The organism is Actinoplanes hulinensis (assembly GCF_019429605.1).
GTDB classification, from domain to species: domain Bacteria; phylum Actinomycetota; class Actinomycetes; order Mycobacteriales; family Micromonosporaceae; genus Actinoplanes; species Actinoplanes campanulatus.
The window spans coordinates 176,534-191,196 of the sequence record NZ_JAHXZI010000016.1 but is presented as its reverse complement, the minus strand read 5'-3'; the positions used below and the strand labels follow the sequence as shown (position 1 = coordinate 191,196).

General features: G+C 68.4%; 14 protein-coding genes and 1 pseudogene. All 15 read left to right on the top strand.

The window, feature by feature from the left end; genetic code table 11:
* Window positions 1–20: 20 nt before the first annotated feature.
* On the top strand, window positions 21–1,259 hold the full coding sequence (gene mqnC / locus KZ829_RS28810; RefSeq protein WP_220147046.1) for a cyclic dehypoxanthinyl futalosine synthase: 1,239 nt from the start codon (window positions 21–23) through the stop codon (window positions 1,257–1,259).
* A gap of 297 nt (window positions 1,260–1,556) precedes the next feature.
* On the top strand, window positions 1,557–2,252 hold the full coding sequence (locus KZ829_RS28805; RefSeq protein WP_220147045.1) for a demethylmenaquinone methyltransferase: 696 nt from the start codon (window positions 1,557–1,559) through the stop codon (window positions 2,250–2,252).
* Between the two features lie 49 nt (window positions 2,253–2,301).
* Window positions 2,302–2,559: a hypothetical protein gene (locus KZ829_RS28800; RefSeq protein ID WP_220147044.1), complete on the top strand. Its 258-nt coding sequence runs from the start codon at window positions 2,302–2,304 to the stop codon at window positions 2,557–2,559.
* 122 nt (window positions 2,560–2,681) lie between these two features.
* A complete protein-coding gene (locus KZ829_RS28795; protein WP_220147043.1) occupies window positions 2,682–3,974 on the top strand; it encodes a geranylgeranyl reductase family protein in 1,293 nt (430 codons plus the stop codon).
* Window positions 3,975–4,067: 93 nt separating this feature from the next.
* Window positions 4,068–4,433: an NADH-quinone oxidoreductase subunit A gene (locus KZ829_RS28790; protein ID WP_203737666.1), complete on the top strand. Its 366-nt coding sequence runs from the start codon at window positions 4,068–4,070 to the stop codon at window positions 4,431–4,433.
* 6 nt (window positions 4,434–4,439) lie between these two features.
* On the top strand, window positions 4,440–5,111 hold the full coding sequence (locus KZ829_RS28785) for a NuoB/complex I 20 kDa subunit family protein (protein ID WP_188120694.1): 672 nt from the start codon (window positions 4,440–4,442) through the stop codon (window positions 5,109–5,111).
* Complete coding sequence (locus KZ829_RS28780) at window positions 5,108–5,815, top strand: NADH-quinone oxidoreductase subunit C (RefSeq protein WP_183225911.1); 708 nt, start codon at window positions 5,108–5,110, stop codon at window positions 5,813–5,815. The genes KZ829_RS28785 and KZ829_RS28780 overlap by 4 nt, the downstream gene beginning before the upstream one ends.
* Window positions 5,812–7,137, top strand: a complete 1,326-nt coding sequence (locus KZ829_RS28775) for an NADH-quinone oxidoreductase subunit D (RefSeq protein ID WP_220147042.1) — start codon at window positions 5,812–5,814, stop codon at window positions 7,135–7,137. The genes KZ829_RS28780 and KZ829_RS28775 overlap by 4 nt, the downstream gene beginning before the upstream one ends.
* Window positions 7,138–7,147: 10 nt before the next feature.
* Window positions 7,148–7,835, top strand: a pseudogene (gene nuoE / locus KZ829_RS28770) (NADH-quinone oxidoreductase subunit NuoE); the annotation flags it as partial.
* A 35-nt stretch (window positions 7,836–7,870) separates the two neighbouring features.
* A complete protein-coding gene (gene nuoF / locus KZ829_RS28765; protein ID WP_220147040.1) occupies window positions 7,871–9,187 on the top strand; it encodes an NADH-quinone oxidoreductase subunit NuoF in 1,317 nt (438 codons plus the stop codon).
* Window positions 9,187–11,685, top strand: coding sequence for an NADH-quinone oxidoreductase subunit G (locus KZ829_RS28760; RefSeq protein WP_220147039.1), 2,499 nt, complete (start codon window positions 9,187–9,189; stop codon window positions 11,683–11,685). The genes nuoF and KZ829_RS28760 overlap by 1 nt, the downstream gene beginning before the upstream one ends.
* Window positions 11,682–13,055: an NADH-quinone oxidoreductase subunit NuoH gene (gene nuoH / locus KZ829_RS28755; protein WP_246636410.1), complete on the top strand. Its 1,374-nt coding sequence runs from the start codon at window positions 11,682–11,684 to the stop codon at window positions 13,053–13,055. The genes KZ829_RS28760 and nuoH overlap by 4 nt, the downstream gene beginning before the upstream one ends.
* Before the next feature lies 1 nt (window position 13,056).
* Window positions 13,057–13,617, top strand: a complete 561-nt coding sequence (gene nuoI, locus KZ829_RS28750; protein WP_220147038.1) for an NADH-quinone oxidoreductase subunit NuoI — start codon at window positions 13,057–13,059, stop codon at window positions 13,615–13,617.
* Window positions 13,614–14,357 (top strand): NADH-quinone oxidoreductase subunit J, encoded by a 744-nt coding sequence (locus KZ829_RS28745; RefSeq protein ID WP_220147037.1) that lies wholly within the window; start codon window positions 13,614–13,616, stop codon window positions 14,355–14,357. Before nuoI ends, KZ829_RS28745 begins: the two co-directional genes overlap by 4 nt.
* Window positions 14,354–14,653, top strand: coding sequence for an NADH-quinone oxidoreductase subunit NuoK (nuoK, locus tag KZ829_RS28740; RefSeq protein ID WP_220147036.1), 300 nt, complete (start codon window positions 14,354–14,356; stop codon window positions 14,651–14,653). Before KZ829_RS28745 ends, nuoK begins: the two co-directional genes overlap by 4 nt.
* Window positions 14,654–14,663 lie beyond the last annotated feature (10 nt).

The following is a 14,663-nucleotide window of genomic DNA, read 5'->3' as shown; positions in this document are numbered from 1 at the left end:
GTGGACGTACGCTTCCTGACGTGACCGCGAATCCGGAGATCGACAGCATCCTGCAGCGCGGAGCCGACGGTGGGCGCATCACGCCCGAGGAGGCGTTGCTGCTCTACACGGAGGCCCCGTTCCACGCGCTGGGCGAGGCGGCCGACGCGGTCCGGCGCCGCCGGTATCCGGACGGCATCGTCACGTACCTGATCGACCGGAACATCAACTACACCAACGTGTGCGTCACGGCGTGCAAGTTCTGCGCGTTCTTCCGGGCCCCGAAGCACAAGGAGGGCTGGGCGCACCCGATCGAGGAGATCCTGCACCGGGCCGGCGAGGCGGTCGAGCTGGGCGCCACGCAGGTGATGCTCCAGGGTGGGCACCACCCCGAGTTCGGGGTGGCGTACTACGAGAATCTCTTCTCCTCGGTCAAGCAGGCGTTCCCGCAGCTCGCCATCCACTCGATCGGCCCGAGCGAGATCCTGCACATGGCCAAGGTCGACGGCGTCTCCATCGAGGAGGCGGTGATCCGGATCAAGGCGGCCGGGCTCGACTCGATCGCCGGCGCCGGCGCCGAGATGCTGCCCGAGCGTCCGCGCAAGGCCATCGCGCCGCTCAAGGAGAGCGGGGCGCGATGGCTCGAGGTGATGGCCATCGCGCACCGGCACGGCCTCTCGTCCACCGCCACCATGATGATGGGTACGGGTGAGACGAACTTCGAGCGCATCGAGCACATCCGGATGATCCGTGAGGTGCAGGACCTGGCGGTGGCGAACGGCTACCAGGACGTCCCGGTCGAGCAGTCGCACGAGGTCGGCGGGTTCCGCGCGTTCATCCCGTGGACGTACCAGCCGGAGAACAACCACCTCAAGGGCCGCACCCAGGCCACCACCATGGAGTATCTGCGTTTCATCGCGGTCTCCCGGCTGTTCTTCGACAACGTGGCCCACCTCCAGGCGTCCTGGCTCACCACCGGCAAGGACATCGGCCAGCTCTCGCTGCACATGGGCGTCGACGACCTCGGCTCGATCATGCTGGAGGAGAATGTGATCTCCTCGGCCGGCGCCAAGCACCGGTCGAACCTCCAGGAGCTGATCTCGATGATCCGCACCGCGGACCGCGTCCCGGCGTGGCGGGACACCTGGTACAAGCGCCTCGCCGTGCACCGGACGGCCGCGGACGACCCCACCGACGACCGCGTGGTCTCGCACTTCTCCTCGATCGCGCTGCCCGGTGGAGGGGTCCGTAAGCAGCTTCCGCTGGTCGAGGCGAGCTGATAACTGGCCCCTTCAGGGGGTGGCAGTCGTCCGTTCGGCCAGGTTCGGATCGTCGGACCGGCGAGGCTGGGTTGCTCCTTCGTAACGAGCCCGCCGGTTGCCTGTACCGGGTCGTTGCTGCTGGTTACGTTGCCCTTGTAAGGCAACGGAACACTCATACGTCGCCAGTCGCGATCGCGTCGGTGACGAGCATTCGGACCCGACCGACGACGGTCGTATATATAACGCACAAGGCGCGGGCGGGATGGGAAACCATCCCGCCCGCGCTGTTTGCCGGGCTAATGGGAGAGTTACCTCGTGACGCGCGCAGATCTGGACAAGCAGCCGCACGAGGTCGCCGAGATGTTCGACGGCGTGGCGAAACGCTACGACCTCACCAACACCGTGCTCTCCTTCGGGCAGGACCGGGGCTGGCGCCGGGCCACCCGGACCGCGCTGGGGCTGCGGCCCGGCGAGCGGGTGCTGGACGTGGGTGCCGGCACCGGGATCTCCACCGAGGAACTGGGCCGGTCCGGGGCGTTCGCGGTCGGCGCGGACCTCTCGGTGGGCATGCTCCAGGCCGGCCGCCGGGTCCGGGCCGAGGTGCCACTGCTGGCCGGGGACGCGCTGCGGCTGCCGTTCGCGGACGGTGTCTTCGACGCGGTGACGATTTCCTTCGCGCTGCGCAACGTGGTGGACACCGGCGCCGCGCTGCGTGAGTTCGCCCGGGTGACGAGGCCGGGCGGCCGGCTCGTGGTGTGTGAGTTCAGCCACCCGACGAACGCCGCCTTCCGGACGGTCTACATGCAGTACCTGATGCGCTCGCTGCCGGCCGTGGCGCGGGGTGTGTCGAGCAATCCGGAGGCGTACGTCTATCTGGCCGAATCGATCCGCGCCTGGCCGGACCAGCAGGGTCTGGCGGACCGGATCGCCGCGGCCGGGCCGTGGGACCGGGTCGGCTGGCGCAACCTGAGCGGTGGGATCGTGGCGCTGCACCGCGCCACCCGGGTGTAAATACGGCATTTCGCCCACCAGGCAGTGAACGTGCTGCTTAGTTCGAGTCATGACTGATCTCGGACAACTCGACGACACCGACATCGACCTCGCGATCGACGAGGGTGAGGCGGACGCGCGCCGCGCAACCGAGCTGGCCGCGCGGCTCCGCCGGGTCGCGGCGCAGGATCCCGATCTTGCCCAGGACCTCGTGGAGGGGCTCATCGTGGCGCTCGACCAAGCGATGGGCGGCACTATCCGCGACCACCTGGACGGCCCGGCGCTCGGCGTGGCGGACCGGGTCCTCCCTGCCCCTGAGCAGGGGTGATAGTCCTTCAGGAACAATTAGGGGAACCTGAGCGCAAAGATCTTCGATAGTCGGCCTACACTCCGATCGAGGCATGCTTGTGAACTAATTCACGAGCGTCCGGGCGAGACGGAGGTTGGACCGTGAACGACCACCCGAGTGGGCCCGTCGTAGACGAGGCGGACGTGATCGTGGTCGGAGCGGGTCCCGGTGGCTCCGCGGCGGCATACCACCTGGCTCGCCACGGCGTACGCGTTCTGCTGCTCGAGAAGACCGAGTTCCCGCGCGAGAAGGTTTGCGGTGACGGCCTCACCCCGCGCGCGGTCCGCCAGCTCATCCGGATGGGTATCGACACCTCGGAGAAGGCCGGCTGGCTGCAGAACCGCGGCCTGCGGGTGATCGGCGGCGGAGTCCGGCTGGAACTGGACTGGCCCGATCTCGCCAGCTTCCCCAACTACGGTCTCGTCCGAACCCGGATGGACTTCGACGACATGCTGGCCCGGCAAGCCGTGGAGGCCGGCGCCGTCCTGCGCACCGGGGTGAATGTCATCGGAGCGGTGACCGACGACGACGGCTACGTGATCGGCGTCGAGGCGAAGTCCGGCCCGGAGCGTGAGCCGGTCTCCTTCCGTGCCCCCCTGGTGATCGCCGCGGACGGCGTGTCCGGCAAGTTCCCCCTGTCGCTCGGTCTGGCCAAGCGGGACGATCGGCCCCTCGGCGTGGCGGTTCGGCGCTATTACCGTTCGGCCGTGAAGGCGGACGACGACTACCTGGAGTCCTGGCTGGAGCTGCGCAGCGCGCAGAACCCGGGCCGGCTCCTGCCCGGCTACGGCTGGATCTTCGGACTGGGTGACGGCCGGGTGAACGTCGGTCTCGGCATCCTGAACTCCTCGGACGCCTTCGGTAAGACGAACTACCGAAATCTGCTCACCGACTGGCTGGGCAGCACTCCGGAGGAGTGGGGACTGCGCGAGGAGGCCAATGCGGACGGCCCGACGCTGGGCGCCGCGCTGCCGATGGGCTTCAACCGGGTGCCGCACTACACCCGTGGGGTGATGCTGGTCGGTGACTCCGGCGGCATGGTCAACCCGATGAACGGCGAGGGCATCGCGTACGCGATGGAGTCCGGTGAGATGGCGGCCGAGGTGGCGGTGCAAGCCCTGGCCCGGCCGGCCGGACCGGAGCGCGAGCGCGCGCTCCAGGCGTACCCCGCCGAATTGAGTCTCCGGTTCGGTGGCTATTACCGGATCGGTGGGATCTTCGTGAAGCTGATCGGCAACCCGCAGATCATGCGGCTGGCCACCAAGTACGGCATGCCGCAGCCGCTGCTCATGAAGTTCGTCCTCAAGCTCCTGGCCAACCTCACCGACCCCCGGGGTGGCGACGCCATGGATCGCATCATCAATGGATTGACCAAGGTGGCGCCCTCCGTCTGACCTCGGTCAGTACGAATTAGGGCACCCCCGACCAAAGGACAGCACAACCTCAGTAACTAGTGTGAAGCGGCTAACAGTCGTACGGGAGTAGACATGACGATCAACCCTTATGTCCCGATCGTCGGGTTGCTGATCCTCGGCGCCCTCTTCGCGTTGTTCTCGGTGTCCATCGCGCCGATCGTCGGGCCGAAGCGCTTCAACCGGGCCAAGCTCGACGCCTACGAGTGTGGGATCGAGCCAGCGCCACAACCGATCGGTGGCGGGCGGTTTCCGGTGAAGTTCTACCTGACCGCGATGCTCTTCATCATCTTCGACATCGAGACCATTTTCCTGTACCCGTGGGCCGTGTCCTTCGACGCGCTCGGCCTGTTCGGGTTCGTGGAGATGGTCCTGTTCATCCTCACCGTCTTCATCGCCTACGCGTATGTGTGGCGACGCGGCGGACTCAACTGGGACTGATGCGTTATGGGAATCGAAGAGAAGCTCCCGTCGGGCATCCTGCTGACGAGCGTGGAGAAAGTATCCAACTGGGCCCGTAAGTCGTCGTTCTGGGGCGCCACCTTCGGCCTCGCCTGTTGCGCCATCGAGATGATGGCCTCCGGCGGCCCCCACTACGACCTGGGTCGCTGGGGGATGGAGGTGTTCCGCGCCTCGCCGCGGCAGGCCGACCTGATGATCGTGGCCGGCCGGGTGAGCCAGAAGATGGCCCCGGTCGTCCGGCAGATCTACGACCAGATGCCGGAGCCGCGGTCGGTCATCTCGATGGGCGTGTGCGCCTCGTCCGGCGGCATGTTCAACAACTACGCCATCGTCCAGGGTGTGGACCACATCGTCCCGGTCGACATCTACCTACCCGGGTGTCCGCCCAGGCCGGAGATGCTGATCGACGCGATTCTCAAGATGCGCGAGAAGGTCATGGCGCAACCTCTCGGCCCGAACGGCCGCAAGATGCTCGAAGCCCGGCAGGCCGAGGGCCGGGTTCCGATCGTCGCGCCCGGCGCCATGCCCTCTTCCTACCGCGTGGACAAGGTCCGCCGTGCGGAATGGACCCAGGCCGTGAAAGAAGGGCGCGAGGAGCAATTGCGGATCGAGAACTGGATGAAGCTCCAGCCGCATTTGCGGGAGGTTCACAAATGAGTATTCAGCCCGGAACCGAGGGTAGCGCTCCGGTGGGCGCGGAATTGGGTGCTCCCGCACAGACGCCGCCCAGCCCGGATAAGGGCATGTTCGGCGTCAAAGGCACCGGAGACGTCTCCGGCTTTGGTCGCCTGACCCGCCCACGACCTGCTGCTTTTGACAGCCCACGACCCTACGGCGGGTATTTCGACGACGTCTATGACGCGTTGGAGGAAGCTTATCCGGCCCTCTCCGAAGCCATCGAGAAGGTGGTCGTGGATAGGGCAGAACTCACACTTCACGTACGCGCGGAGCACATCGTCGAGGTGTGTCAGGTAATGCGTGACGACGCCGCACTCCGGTTCGAGCTCTGCTCGTCGGTCGACGCGGTGGACTATCTCGGATCCGATGAGCGCCGATTCCACATCGCTTATCAATTGACTTCGATGACCTATCGCCGCCGGGTGCGGCTGGAGGTCGCGGTGGCCGACGGCGTCACCGTCCCGAGCGTCACCGGGGTCTACCCGACCGCCGACTGGCAGGAGCGGGAGATCTACGACATGTTCGGCGTCGTCTTCCCGGGCCACCCGAACCTGACGCGGATTCTCATGCCGGACGACTGGGAGGGCCACCCCCAGCGCAAGGACTACCCGCTCGGTGGCGTGCCCGTCGAGTACAAGGGCGCCGAGATTCCGCCTCCCGACCAGCGGAGGGTCTACCAGTGACCACATCTGAGTACGCGAGCGAGCGCGAGACCACCGAGGGCCGGGTCTTCACGGTCACCGGCGGGGACTGGGACTCCCTCACCGCCAGCGTCGACCCGCTCAGCAACGAGAAGATCGTCGTCAACATGGGCCCGCAGCACCCGTCCACGCACGGTGTGCTCCGGCTGGTGCTCGAACTCGACGGCGAGACGGTGACCGAGTGCCGCCCGGTCGTCGGTTACCTGCACACCGGGATCGAGAAGAACCTGGAGTACCGCAACTGGACCCAGGGCGTCACCTTCGTGACCCGGATGGACTACCTCTCCAACATGTCGAACGAGGTGGCCTACTGCCTCGCCGTGGAGAAGCTGCTCGGCGTCACCGACCAGATCACCGAGCGCACCAACACGATCCGCGTCATGTTCATGGAACTCCAGCGGATCGCCTCGCACCTGGTCTGGCTGGCCACCACCGGCATGGAGCTGGGCGCGATCTCGATGATGCTGTACGGCTTCCGCGAGCGGGAGTACATCCTCGACATCTTCGAGGAGACCTCCGGCCTGCGGATGAACAACGGCTACATCCGCCCGGGCGGCCTTTCGCAGGACCTGCCGGAGTCCGCGGTCAAGAAGATCCGCGACTTCCTCAAGTACCTGCCGAAGAAGCTCAAGGAGTACGAGGCCATGCTCTCCGGGCAGGTCATCTGGCAGCAGCGCACCCAGGGTGTCGCGGTGCTGGACGTGACCGGCTGCCTCGCCCTGGGCATCACCGGGCCGGTACTGCGCTCGGCCGGCCTGCCCTGGGACCTGCGCAAGACGATGCCCTACTGCGGGTACGAGGACTACGAGTTCGACGTGCCCACCGCGACGACCGGTGACGTCTGGGGCCGCTACCTGGTCCGGGTGGCGGAGATCCGGGAGTCGCTGAAGATCGTCGAGCAGGCGCTGGACCGCCTCCGTCCCGGGCCGATCTGGATCGAGGACAAGAAGATCGCCTGGCCGGCGCAGCTCGCGCTCGGCCTCGACGGGCTCGGGAACTCGCTCGAGCACGTCGCCAAGATCATGGGTCAATCGATGGAGTCGCTGATCCATCACTTCAAGCTGGTGACCGAGGGCTTCCGGGTTCCGCCCGGCCAGGTCTACGTCGCCATCGAGCACCCGCGTGGCGAACTCGGCGTACACGCGGTCTCCGACGGTGGCACCCATCCGTACCGGGTGCACTACCGCGAGCCGAGCTTCGTGAACCTCCAGGCCATCCCCGCGATGGCCGAGGGCGCCCTGCTGGCCGACGTGATCGCCGGCGGCGCTTCGCTGGATCCCGTGATGGGTGGGTGTGACCGATGACAACGGTGGAATTCTCGCCGGCCGCCGAACCACTGGCGGCGAAGCTTCTCGAGCCCGCGCTCGAGATCCTCGCCCGCTACCCGGCCGGCCGGGAACGGTCCGCGCTGCTGCCGCTGCTGCACCTGGTGCAGACCGAGGAGGGCCATGTCAGCCCGAACGGGGTGGCGTTCTGCGCCGACCTGCTCGGCATCAACAAGGCCCAGGTCGGCGCGGTCGCGACCTTCTACACCATGTACAAGCGCCGGCCCACCGGTGAGTACCTGGTCAGCGTCTGCACCAACACCCTGTGCAACGTGATGGGCGGCCAGGAGGTCTACGACCAGCTGGCCGAGCACCTCGGCGTCGGCCACGACGAGACCACGGCCGACGGCAAGATCACGCTGGAGCACGCCGAGTGCCTGGCCGCCTGCGACTACGCGCCGGTGGTGACGGTCAACTACGACTTCACCGTCGACCAGGCCACCCCGGAGAGCGCGGTCGAGCTGGTGGAGAACCTGCGCAAGGGGGATCGGCCGACGCCCGCCCGGGGCGCGCGGATCTGCTCGCTGCGGGAGATGCAGTACCAGCTGGCCGGCTTCGCCGACCCGCGCGAGGGCGCGGTGGCCGACGGGGTGGCGGGCGCGCCCACGCTGCGCGGTGTGCGGCTGGCACAGGAACACGGTGTCACGGTGGCCGGTTTCGACCCGGACACCCCGATCACCAAGACCAAGCCGCGCGTCACCGAGGAGAAGAAGTGACCCAGCTACGGCCGGAGGTCCTCCAGAAGCTCACCCCCGTGCTGACCAAGCGCTGGCTCTCGCCGGACGCCTGGCGGATCGGGGTCTACGAACGACTCGACGGCTACCTGGCGCTGCGCAAGGCGCTGGACGTGCACCCGGACGACCTGATCCAGCTGGTCAAGGACTCCGGCCTGCGCGGCCGTGGCGGTGCGGGCTTCCCCACCGGGCTCAAGTGGGGATTCATCCCGCAGGGCGACGGCAAGCCGCACTACCTCGTGATCAACGCGGACGAGGGCGAGCCGGGCACCTGCAAGGACCTGCCGCTCATGACGTACGACCCGCACTCGCTGGTGGAGGGCGCGATCATCGCCTCCTACGCGATCCGGGCCAACCGGGCGTACATCTACATCCGTGGCGAGGCGGTGCACGCCGCCCGGCGGCTGCGCAACGCGGTCCAGGAGGCGTACGCCAAGGGCTACCTCGGTAAGAACATCCTCGGCTCGGGATTCGACCTGGACCTGGTCGTCCACAGCGGCGCCGGCGCGTACATCTGTGGTGAGGAGACCGCGCTGCTCGACTCGCTGGAGGGTTTCCGCGGCCAGCCGCGGCTGCGGCCGCCCTTCCCGGCGATCGCCGGCCTGTACGCGAGCCCGACCGTGGTCAACAACGTCGGGACCATCGCCAGCGTGCCCTACATCGTGCTGGGCGGCGCGGACTGGTGGAAGAGCATGGGCACCGAGAAGTCGGCCGGCCCGATGATCTACTCGCTGTCCGGCCGGATCACCAACCCGGGCCAGTACGAGTGCGGCCTCGGCATCACCCTGCGCGAGCTGATCGAGCTGGCCGGGGGCATGAAGCCGGGCCACAACCTGAGGTTCTGGACGCCGGGCGGCTCGTCGACACCGATCCTGACCGCCGAGCACATCGACACCCCGATGGACTTCGAAGGGGTGTCAGCGGCCGGGTCGATCCTCGGCACCACGGCCATGCAGATCTTCTCGGACCAGGACTGCCCGGTCTACAACACGTGGCGGTGGCTGGAGTTCTACCACCACGAGTCCTGCGGCAAGTGCACCCCGTGCCGGGAGGGCAACTACTGGATGGTGCGCACCTACCGGCGGATCCTCGCCGGTCAGGGCACCTACAAGGACCTGGACACCCTGCAGGACACCGCGGACAACATCTTCGGCCGGTCCTTCTGCGGCCTCGGTGACGGCGCGGCCACGCCCGTCGTGTCGACGCTCAAGTGGTTCCGGCAGGACTACCTGGACTACATCGAGGGCCGGACCGCCCCGCGGCTGTCCGAGAAGTCCCTGGTTGGAGCGCACTGATGACCGACGTATCCAAGAGGGTCGACACCGTCAAGCTCGTCATCGACGGGGTCGAGGTCACCGCCGAGAAGGGCGAGCTGGTCATCCGGGTCGCCGAGCGGATGGGCATCGCCATCCCGCGGTTCTGTGACCACCCGCTGCTCGCCCCGGCCGGCGCCTGCCGGCAGTGCCTCGTCGAGGTGGAGGGCCAGCGCAAGCCGGTGGCCTCCTGCACCCAGACGGTGGCCGAGGGCATGGTGGTGAAGACCCAGCTCAGCTCGCCGGTCGCCGCCAAGGCGCAGGCCGGCGTCATGGAACTGCTGCTGATCAACCACCCGCTCGACTGCCCCACCTGCGACAAGGGCGGCGAGTGCCCGCTGCAGAACCAGGCGATGAGCACCGGCCGTGCCGACTCCCGGTTCGTGGAGGAGAAGCGGGAGTACCAGAAGCCGATCCACATCTCCAGCCAGGTACTGCTGGACCGGGAACGCTGCGTGCTCTGCCAGCGCTGCACCCGGTTCTCCGAGGAGATCGCCGGCGACAAGTTCATCGACCTGATGGACCGCTCCTCCGCCGAGCAGATCAACGTCTACCGGGACGACTTCTTCGGCGGCGACGGCACCGGTGACGGCGAGGTCGGTGACGGCGACGGCGACGTCCCGTTCAACTCGTACTTCTCCGGCAACACCATCCAGATCTGCCCGGTCGGCGCGCTCACCGGCGAGCAGTACCGGTTCCGCGCCCGCCCGTTCGACCTGGTCTCCACACCCAGCGCCTGCGAGCACTGCGCCTCCGGCTGCTCGCAGCGCACCGACCACCGGCGTGGGAAGGTGCTGCGCCGCCTGGCCGGCGACGACCCGGCGGTCAACGAGGAGTGGAACTGCGACAAGGGCCGCTGGGGTTTCCGCTACGCCACCGCCACCGACCGCATCATGACGCCGCTGGTCCGCGACGCGGCCACCGGTGAACTGCGTGAGGCGGCCTGGAGCGAGGCGCTGCTTGCCGCGGCCGAGGGGCTGAAGGCCGCACGGGAGCGCGGCGTCGGGGTCCTTCCGGGCGGCCGGCTCACGGTGGAGGACGCGTACGCGTACGCGAAGTTCACCCGGACCGTCCTCGGCACCAACGACATCGACTTCCGGGCCCGGCCGGTCCGTGCCACCGGATCGTCGACCGGGATCACCGAGGAGGCCGACTTCCTGGCCGCGAACGTCGCCGGGGGCACCGGAGTGACGTACGAGGACGTGGAGAACGCCCCGTCGGTGCTGATCGTGGGCCTGGAGCCGGAGGAGGAGGCGCCGATCCTCTTCCTGCGGCTGCGCAAGGGCCACGGCAAGGGCAAGCTCAGGGTCACCGCGATCTCCTCGTACCTCTCCCGGGGTCTGGAGAAGCTCGGCGCCGCGCTCGTCGTGGCCGTCCCGGGCGACGAGGCCCACCTGCTCGGCACCGACCCGGCGGTCGCCGCGGCGCTCAGCGCGCCCGGCTCGCTGCTGATCGTGGGCGAGCGGCTGGCAGAGGTCCCGGGTGGTCTCAGCGCGGCGGCGGCCCTGGCCGACCGCAGCGGCGCCCGCCTCGCGTGGGTGCCCCGCCGGGCCGGCGACCGCGGCGCGATCGACGCCGGCTGCCTGCCCAACCTGCTGCCCGGGGGCCGCCCGGTCACCGAGGCGGGGGCCCGCGCCGAACTGTCGCTGGCCTGGAAGGCCGAGCCGGGCGCGCTGCCCGGGACGGCCGGCCGGGACGTCGACCGGATCATCGCGGCGGCCGCGGACGGCACGCTCGGCGCCCTGCTGGTCGGCGGCGTCGACCCGGCCGACCTGACCGACCCGCGGCTGGCCGAGGAGGCGCTCGACGCGGTGCCCTTCCTGGTCAGCCTCGAGATGCGGCAGACCGCCGTGACCCGGCGGGCGGATGTGGTCCTGCCGATCGCGCCGGCCGTCGAGAAGGCCGGCACCTACATGGACTGGGAGGGCCGGCTGCGGTCGTTCGGCGCGGTGCTGAAGAGCACGGCGATGACCGACGGCCGCGTGCTGGAGGCGATCGCCGCCCTGCTCGACGTCACCCTGAACACCGGGGACGTGATGGCGATCCGCCGTGAGCTGGGCGGCCTTCCCGGCAGCACGGCGTCGAGCCCGGCACAGCCCGCCGCCGAGGCGGCCCGGCCCGCTCATCCGGCCGGCGACGAGGCGGTCCTCGCCACCTGGCACCAGCTGATCGACCTGGGCTCGCTGCTCGACGGCGACCAGGTGCTGGCCGGTACCGCGCGGCCGCCGGTCGCCCGGATCGGCAAGGATCTCGCCGAGTCGCTGGGTGTCGGCGACGGTGACCTGGTCACGGCGAGCACCGCCCGTGGCTCGGTCACACTGCCGGCCGCGATCACCGACCTGCCGCCGCGGGTGGTGTGGCTGCCGACGAACTCACCGGGCTCGACGGTCCGGCGCAGTCTCGGCGTCACCGCCGGCGCGGTGGTCAAGCTGAGCGCCGGGGTTCCCGGCCCGATCCTCGCCGAAGAGGTGGCGCGATGAGCGGTTCTTTCGTGGTGGCGGCACACGCCGTCGATCCCACCCTGGAGACGTTCGAGAACGACGTCTGGTGGATCGTTCTGATCAAGCTGGTCGGTGTCTTCGTCCTGCTCCTGCTGCTGACGCTGTTCACGATCAACTACGAGCGCAAGGTCGTGGCCCGGATGGCGGTCCGGCCGGGCCCCAACCAGGTCGGCCCGAAGGGCTGGTTGCAGAGCCTCAGCGACGGCATGAAGCTGCCGTTCAAGGAGGAGATCATCCCGAAGACCGCCGACAAGGTGGTCTACTTCATCGCCCCGGTGATCTCCGCGACCACGGCCTTCACCGCGTTCTCGGTGATGCCGTTCGGTGGCGTGGTGACCATGTTCGGTCAGAAGACCGCGCTCCAGCTCACCGACGTACCGGTCTCGGTGCTGGTGCTGCTCGCCTGCTCGTCGATGAGCGTCTACGGCGTGGTGCTGGCCGGCTGGGCCTCCGGCTCGACCTACCCGCTGCTCGGCGGCCTGCGGTCGAGCGCTCAGATGATCTCGTACGAGGTCGCGATGGGCCTGTCCATCGTGGCGGTGTTCATGACCGCCGGCACCATGAGCACCTCGCAGATCGTCAAGGCGCAGGGCGCCGGCACCCCGGTGGAGATCTTCGGCACCGAGCTGACCGCCCCCGGCTGGTACGCGGTCCAGCTCCTGCCGAGCTTCATCATCTACATGATCGCGGCTGTCGGTGAGACGAACCGGGCCCCGTTCGACCTGCCCGAGGCCGAGTCCGAGCTGGTCGGCGGTTTCCACACCGAGTACTCGTCGTTCAAGTTCGCGCTGTTCTTCCTGGCCGAGTACATCAACATGATCACCGTCTCGGCGTTCGCGACCACGCTGTTCCTGGGCGGCTGGCGGGCTCCGGCCCCGATCACCACGTTCTGGGAGGGCGCCAACTCCGGCTACTGGCCGCTGCTCTGGTTCTTCGGCAAGGTGCTGATCCTGCTCTTCGGCTTCATCTGGCTGCGGGCCACGCTTCCTCGGATGCGTTACGACCAGTTCATGCGGTTCGGCTGGAAGGTCCTGATCCCGGTCAACCTGGTGTGGATCCTCTGCCTGGCGTTCTTCAAGGTCGGCCGCAGCGGCCAGATCTCGGACACCGCCAAGTGGACCACCACCGCGATCGTCGCGGTCCTGGTCCTGGCCGTCGCCTGGGGCTGGCCGGCGCCGAAGAAACCGAAGCAGCTCTCCCTCGAGGAGGAGTTGCACCAGCGGCCGCCGGGCAGCTTCCCGGTCCCGCCGATGGACCTCCAGGTCCCGCCGAGCCCTCGTGCCCGCCGGGCCGTGGCCGAACGCGCCCCCGCCACCGTCGGCGGCGAGCCCGAAACGAAGGAGGTGTGACGTGGGCACGTTTACCGGCTCCTTCAAAGGGTTCGGCGTGACCTTCGCGCACATGTTCCGCAAGGTGATCACCACCGACTACCCGTTCTCCCCGCCGAAGCCGGCGCCGCGCTACCACGGGCGGCACATTCTCAACCGGCACCCGGACGGCCTGGAGAAGTGCATCGGCTGCGAGCTGTGCGCCTGGGCCTGCCCGGCCGACGCGATCTACGTCGAGGGCGGCGACAACACCGACGAGCAGCGGTTCTCGCCGGGTGAGCGGTACGCGAAGATCTACCAGATCAACTACGCGCGCTGCATCTTCTGCGGGCTCTGCATCGAGGCTTGCCCGACCCGCTCGCTGACCATGAGCAACGAGTACGAGCTGGCCCGCGACAACCGGCAGGACCTGATCTTCACGAAGAAGGAACTGCTGGCCCCGCTGCTGCCCGGCATGGAGCAGCCGCCGCACCCGATGCGCCTGGGCGAGACCGACAAGGACTACTACATCGGGGCGCTCACCAACCCCGGTACGTCGGTCGGCGCCGAGAAGGCCCCGACCTCGCAGGGGGGCACCGAATGATCGAGGTGTCCACCGGGGAGCAGATCGCCTTCTGGATCCTCGGCTCGCTCGCGGTGGTCGGCGCGCTCGGCATGGTGCTGGCCCGCAACGCGGTGCACTCCGCGCTCTGGCTGGTCGTCACGATGCTGAACCTCGGGTTCTTCTATGTGATCAACTCGGCGCCGTTCCTGGGCTTCGTCCAGATCATCGTCTACACCGGCGCGATCATGATGCTGTTCCTGTTCGTGCTGATGCTGGTCGGCCGGGACGCGTCGGACTCGCTGATCGAGACGTTGCGCGGCCAGCGGGTCGCCGCGATCGTGCTGGGCGTCGGTTTCGCCGCCCTGATCGGCACCGGTCTGGCCCGCGCGCTCGGCGACACCCCGTCGGTCGGCCTGGACGCGGCCAACCAGAACGGCAACGTCGAGGCCCTCGCCGAGCTCCTGTTCACCCGCTACGTCTTCGGCTTCGAGGTCACCTCGGCGCTGCTGATCACCGCCGCGGTCGGCGCCATGATCCTGGCGCACGTCGAGAAGGCCAAGGAGGACAAGCGGGACCAGCTGACGCTCATGAAGGAGCGGTTCCGGCCGGGCAACTACCCGGGTCCGAAGCCCGGCCCCGGCGTCTACGCGAACACCATGTCGGTGGCCGCGCCGGGTCGTCTGCCGGACGGTAACGGAGCCGAGCGGAGCATCTCGCCGATCCTCCCGATCCGCGAGCTGACCCCGAGTGAGGTCGCGCCGAAGGGAACCGAGAAGTGACACCTGACTATTACTTGGTCCTGTCGGCGATTCTCTTCACCATCGGCGCTGCCGGGGTGCTCGTCCGAAGGAACGCGATCGTCCTGTTCATGTGCATCGAGTTGATGCTGAACGCGGCGAACCTTGCCCTGGTCACCTTCAGCCGGATCAACGGCAACCTGGACGGCCAGATCATGTCGTTCTTCGTGATGGTCGTCGCGGCCGCCGAGGTCGTGGTGGGCCTCGCCATCATCATGTCGATCTTCCGTACGCGACGCTCGGCGAGCGTCGACGACGCGAACCTCCTGAAGTACTGAGGGGCCTGAC